The organism is Accumulibacter sp., assembly GCF_032229525.1.
Taxonomy (GTDB): domain Bacteria; phylum Pseudomonadota; class Gammaproteobacteria; order Burkholderiales; family Rhodocyclaceae; genus Accumulibacter.
In genome coordinates, this window is the sequence record NZ_JAVTWB010000158.1 from 2,493 (window position 1) to 7,562 (window position 5,070).

Consider the following 5,070-nt stretch of genomic DNA (forward strand, 5'->3'; position numbering starts at 1 on the left):
CCACAGGATGCACTGGCGTGGCTGACCCCGGGGGCCAGGCTCGGGCTGCTGATCGGTGGCGGGCTACTCGCCGTGTTGCTGCTGCTGCCGGCGTCGTTCCGCATCGCCCTCGCCGGCGTCGCCCTGATGGCCGGCACGGCGCTGGTGAACCTGACGCCGCCCAATCCCTACTCGGAAGCCGCACTGGCCACCTGGCGGCAAGGGCACTTTCTGAATTTCAACGGGCTGACCCGCTGGGTTGCCAGTCTGTGGCCTTTCGTCGCCCTGCCCTACCTGACCGCTCTCGGCCGCCGCCTCTGAGGCGGCCGACAAGCATGGCCACCGTCCGGTAAGAGCAGCGAAACGCATAGCACCACGTGTAGCGCAATCACGCCCCAGCAGCACTCCTGCGCTCACGCATCTGCCCCTCCCAAGCTGCCAGTTGCGGCGCCCGCCGCGCGAGATCGCTGGCCAACCGCACTTCCAGCCGCTCGAGCAACTCGATGTCCTTGGGCCTGATGCTTTCGGGGTAGATCTGCTGCAGTTGCAGCACCAGATCGCCGGCCGCTTGCCGCCGTTGGTGGGGAAAGCCCAATCCCGGCAGGCGATATTCCTGCCGCTGCGCGGCGTCGGGGGACAGCTCGAGAGTGGTCGTCCCGCTCAGGGTCGGCACTTCGATACAGCCACCGCAGAGCAGGCGATAAATGCTGACCGGAACCTCGCAATGCAGGTCGCGACCACGCAGGGCGAACAGCGGATGCGCGGCCAGACGGATCTCGAGGTAGAGGTCACCCGGTTTGCCACCAGTGCCGCCCTTGCCGCCGGGAATCACCGGCGCCTGGCGCGCCAGGCGCAAGCGTTCGCCGTCGACCAGGCCGGGGGGCACGGTCACTGATAGGGTACGCGGCTCCTCTCGCCAGCCGGTGCCCGTGCAATCGGGACACTCTGTCTCGCGCAGATAGCCACGCCCGGCGCAGCCTGTACAAACACTGGTGCCACCGCCGTGGCGGGCGGTCCGGCCACAACCGCTGCAACGTCGGCAGGGCACTGAATTACGGTGCTCCACCCGACCACTGGCGCGACAGCTGACACAGCGAACGCCATGCACCAGATCGACCTCTTTTCGACAACCCGTTGCCGCCTCCTCCAGCGTCAGCGTCAGCGCCTGCGTCAGATCGTCGCCGAGCACTTCCTCCGGTGGGGGACTGTCGCTCGCTCCGGCGGCCGCTTGCGCCTGCTGCCACTCGGCCAGCCGCTGCGGATCGAGAAACAACTCGTAAGCGGCATGGACGCGCTTGAACTCGGCTTCGGCAGCCGCCGACGGATTGCGGTCCGGATGCCAGTGCATGGCCAGGCGGCGGTAGGCACGCTTGATTTCAGCGGGCGATGCCTCGCGGGGGACGCCAAGGATGGCGAAAGGGTCGTCGCGGATGCTCATGAATTCGTCAGTGGTGAGGCCGGTGCGAGGCGATACAGCCGCGGACAGGACGCGAAGCAGATGCGGACAGCGCGACCGGCAGTGCCGCATTTTACGCCAGCCGCTCGCCGCGTTCGTGCACAAAAGCACCGTCCACGTGCTATCCCGTGCGCTTCGAGCAGCCGAATCAGGGTTAAAATCGAGCGCTACGACGCGCCACCAACCGCCAGGAGCCCATGCGTATGAGCTATTTCAAGCATCATGTCTTTTTCTGCTGCAACCAGCGCGGCGAGGGCGAGACCTGCTGCAACAACGTCGGTGCAACGGCAGCCCAGACTTACGCCAAGGAGCGGATCGCCCAGCTCAAGCTCAAGGGCGTCGGCAAGGTGCGGATCAACAAGGCCGGCTGCCTGGATCGCTGCGACAACGGGCCGGTGATCGTCGTCTATCCGGAGGAGGTCTGGTACAGCTACGTCGATAACGAAGACATCGAGGAAATCATCCAGGAGCACCTGGTACACGGGCGAGTCGTCGAGCGGCTGCGTATCTGAGCAGCGGGCGAGCTTGTCAGCCGGACGAAGCAAGCGAAAGGAAAGTTAAGCGATGAAGCTGCAGCCCGAGCAACTGTTGATCGACGGACCGGTCGGCAAGATCGACGTGATGGTCGAGAATCCCGGCGCGCCGCGCGGTATCGCGATGATCGGCCACCCGCACCCGCTGTTCGGCGGCGGCAATACCAACAAGGTGGTGCAGACGCTGGCGCGCACCTTCACCCATCTCGACTACGTCGCGCTGCGCCCCAATTTCCGCGGCATCGGCGAGACCGAGGGAACGCACGACGAGGGCAACGGGGAAACCGAAGACCTGCTCGCCGTACTCGCCGAAGCCAAGTGTCGCTATGGCAACCTGCCGGTTGTGCTCGCTGGTTTCTCCTTTGGCGCCTATGTCCAGACCCGCGTCGCCGAAGCGCTGCTCGCAGCCGGCCATCCGGCGCAGCGCCTGGTGCTGGTCGGCACCGCCTCCGGTTTCGTCGAAGGCGCGCGTCGCTATCACACCAAAGCCGTTCCGGGCGACACCATCGTCATCCACGGTTCGGAAGACACCACCGTGCCGCTGGCCAACGTCATCGAGTGGGCGAAGCCGCTCGAATTGCCGGTGATCGTCGTTCCCGGCGCCGACCACTTTTTCCACCGCCGTCTGCACGTCATCCGCGAGATCGTCAGTCGCGCATGGCGGCACTGAGTGGCGCCGTAGCAGCCACCGCCGGCGCCGCGCTGCAGGTCCGCGGCCTGCGCAAGTCCTACGATGGCCAGGTGGTGATCGCCGGGATCGACTTCGAGGTTCCTGCGGCGACCTGCTTCGGGCTGCTCGGCCCGAACGGCGCCGGCAAGACGACAACGCTGCGCTGCTGCCTGGGACTGACGCCGCCCGATGGCGGCGACATCCGCCTCGGCGGCTACCCGGTTCCGGCCGAGGCGCCAGCCGCACGGCAGCGGGTAGGGGTCGTTCCGCAGCTCGACAACCTCGACCCCGATTTCACCTGCAGCGAGAACCTGCTGGTCTACGGCCGCTATTTCGGCATCGCCGAGGCGACGATTCGCGCCCGTATCCCCGACCTGCTCGACTTCGCCGGTTTGACCGGCAAGGCGCAGGCGCCGATCCAGTCGCTGTCCGGCGGCATGAAGCGACGGCTGACGCTGGCCCGGGCGCTGGTCAACGACCCGGACATCGTTTTCCTCGACGAACCGACAACCGGCCTCGACCCGCAGGCCCGCCACCTGATCTGGGACCGCCTCAAGCGCCTGACGGCGCAGGGCAAGACGCTGATCCTGACCACCCATTTCATGGACGAGGCCGAACGCCTGTGCCATCGCCTGGCGATTCTCGACCACGGCCGGGTGATGGTCGAGGGTGCGCCGCGCGCGCTGATCGCCGCGCACATCGAGCCGCAGGTGGTCGAGGTCTTTGGCGACCATGCCGCAGCCTGGGCCGATGCCCGGCAGAACCTCGGCGAACGCCTGGAACTGGCCGGCGACACCGCCTTCTTCTACTGCCACGACCCGGCGCCACTGCTCGCCACGCTGGCCGGCGAACCGGCGTTGCGTTACATCCATCGCGCCGCCAGCCTCGAGGACGTCTTCCTCAAGCTGACCGGGCGCGACCTGCGCGACTGAGCGGCGATGTCCCGTGGATTACTCGCCCTGCCCCGCCCGGGCCTGCGCTGGCTGCCGGTGTGGCGGCGCAACTTCCTGGTCTGGCGCAAGCTGGCCCTGCCCTCGGTTCTCGGCAACCTTGCCGACCCGCTGATCTACATGCTCGGCCTCGGCTACGGGCTCGGCGGGCTGCTGCCCGCGGTGCAGGGCGTCGACTACGTGCAGTTTCTCGCCGCCGGGACGATCGTCGCCAGCACCATGAATGCAGCGACTTTTGAAGCGCTGTACTCGGCCTTCTCCCGCATGCACGTCCAGAAAACCTGGGATGCAATGCTCAATACGCCGCTGTCGCTCGACCAGGTGCTGACCGGCGAACTGGTCTGGGCAGCCACCAAGAGCCTGCTTTCGGGCAGTGCCATCCTGCTGGTGATCGCCGCGCTCGGCCTGGCAGCGTCGCCGCTGGCCCTGTGCATCGTGCCGGTGATCTTTCTCACCGGTCTCGCCTTCGCTGCCCTCGCCCTGATCGTCTGCGCGCTGGCGCCGTCGTACGACTTCTTCATGTATTACTTCACCCTGTTCATCACCCCGATGCTGCTCCTCTCGGGCGTTTTCTTCCCGACCGACCAGTTGCCAGCGCTGGTGCAGGCAGTCGCCGCATGGCTGCCGCTGGCGCACGCCGTGCAACTCGCCCGCCCATTGTTGCTCGGACATCTGCCGAGCGATGTCGCCACCCATCTGGCCGCCCTGCTGGCGATGGCCGGCAGCTGTTTCTGGATCGCCACCGCGCTGACCCGACGGCGGCTGCTCAAGTAGTGTAGTGGCGCCCGCCAGTGTCTGGCCGGCCGACAGCGGCGTGCGCTGCGGCTGAAGGAGTAGAATTCGCCCTGTGACCACCCTGCTCGTCCTGACCAATCTGCCCGACCGCCCGTCTGCCGAAGCGCTGGCCAGCGAACTGGTCGAGGCGCGGCTGGCGGCCTGCGTCAATGTCCTGGCGCCCTGCCACTCGGTCTACCGCTGGCGGGGGGCGGTCGAGACCGCCAACGAGGTGCCGTTACTGATCAAGACCACCAGCGAGCGCTATGCCGCGCTCGAAACGATGATCCGCAGCCGTCACCCCTACGAACTGCCGGAGGTAATCGCCCTGCCGATAGCCGACGGCCTGCCTGACTATCTCGCCTGGGTGGCCGCTGAAACGCGCCACCCTGACCACCACGGCGACAACCAAGACGCACCGCAATGACCCGCTCGCTGCTCTCCTTCCTGCTTTCGCTCCTGCTCCTGCTGGCCACTCCGGCGCACGCCGAGGAGTTCCTCGACCCGGCTGTCGCCTTCAAGCCGACCGCTCGTGCGCTCGACGGGCAAACCATCGAGGTGCGCTTCGAAATCGCCAAGGGCTACTACCTTTACCGCAACAATTTCCGTTTCGCCGCCGAGCCGACGACGGTGCAGCTCGGCACGCCGGTGCTGCCAACGGGCAAGGTGAAAGAGGACCCGAATTTTGGCAAGGTCGAGGTCTATTAC

At 66.7% G+C, this 5,070-nt stretch carries 7 protein-coding genes and 1 pseudogene; 7 read left to right on the plus strand and 1 reads right to left on the minus strand.

Features of this window, described 5'->3' with window-relative positions; genetic code table 11:
• Positions 1–300, plus strand: a pseudogene (locus tag RUW20_RS12235) (VanZ family protein); the annotation flags it as partial.
• Positions 301–367: 67 nt separating this feature from the next.
• Here RUW20_RS12235 and RUW20_RS12240 read toward each other — a convergent pair.
• Entirely contained in the window at positions 368–1,417 is a 1,050-nt protein-coding gene (locus RUW20_RS12240) for a DnaJ C-terminal domain-containing protein (protein ID WP_313952508.1), read from the minus strand.
• A gap of 221 nt (positions 1,418–1,638) precedes the next feature.
• Between RUW20_RS12240 and RUW20_RS12245 the strand changes: the two genes are divergently transcribed.
• The 6 genes from RUW20_RS12245 to RUW20_RS12270 all read left to right on the plus strand — a co-directional run.
• Entirely contained in the window at positions 1,639–1,947 is a 309-nt protein-coding gene (locus RUW20_RS12245; protein WP_313952509.1) for an NAD(P)H-dependent oxidoreductase subunit E, read from the plus strand.
• Positions 1,948–1,999: 52 nt separating this feature from the next.
• Complete coding sequence (locus RUW20_RS12250) at positions 2,000–2,638, plus strand: alpha/beta hydrolase (RefSeq protein ID WP_313952510.1); 639 nt, start codon at positions 2,000–2,002, stop codon at positions 2,636–2,638.
• On the plus strand, positions 2,626–3,570 hold the full coding sequence (locus tag RUW20_RS12255) for an ATP-binding cassette domain-containing protein (protein WP_313952511.1): 945 nt from the start codon (positions 2,626–2,628) through the stop codon (positions 3,568–3,570). The genes RUW20_RS12250 and RUW20_RS12255 overlap by 13 nt, the downstream gene beginning before the upstream one ends.
• Positions 3,571–3,576: 6 nt before the next feature.
• A complete protein-coding gene (locus RUW20_RS12260) occupies positions 3,577–4,362 on the plus strand; it encodes an ABC transporter permease (protein ID WP_313952512.1) in 786 nt (261 codons plus the stop codon).
• Between the two features lie 64 nt (positions 4,363–4,426).
• Positions 4,427–4,789 carry a divalent-cation tolerance protein CutA gene (gene cutA / locus RUW20_RS12265; RefSeq protein ID WP_313952515.1) on the plus strand — a complete coding sequence of 121 codons (363 nt, stop codon included), beginning with the start codon at positions 4,427–4,429 and terminating at the stop codon, positions 4,787–4,789.
• Positions 4,786–5,070 (plus strand): protein-disulfide reductase DsbD N-terminal domain-containing protein (locus RUW20_RS12270; protein WP_313952513.1); only part of this gene is annotated, 285 nt, incomplete at its 3' end. The genes cutA and RUW20_RS12270, both read left to right, overlap by 4 nt.

Excerpts from the sequence above, each read along its gene's own strand:
- RUW20_RS12250 (WP_313952510.1), top strand. The coding sequence starts at position 2,000 with ATGAAGCTGCAGCCCGAGCAACTGTTGATCGACGGACCGGTCGGCAAG.
- RUW20_RS12255 (WP_313952511.1), top strand. The coding sequence starts at position 2,626 with ATGGCGGCACTGAGTGGCGCCGTAGCAGCCACCGCCGGCGCCGCGCTG.
- RUW20_RS12260 (WP_313952512.1), top strand. The coding sequence starts at position 3,577 with ATGTCCCGTGGATTACTCGCCCTGCCCCGCCCGGGCCTGCGCTGGCTG.
- RUW20_RS12240 (WP_313952508.1), bottom strand. The coding sequence starts at position 1,417 with ATGAGCATCCGCGACGACCCTTTCGCCATCCTTGGCGTCCCCCGCGAG.
- RUW20_RS12245 (WP_313952509.1), top strand. The coding sequence starts at position 1,639 with ATGAGCTATTTCAAGCATCATGTCTTTTTCTGCTGCAACCAGCGCGGC.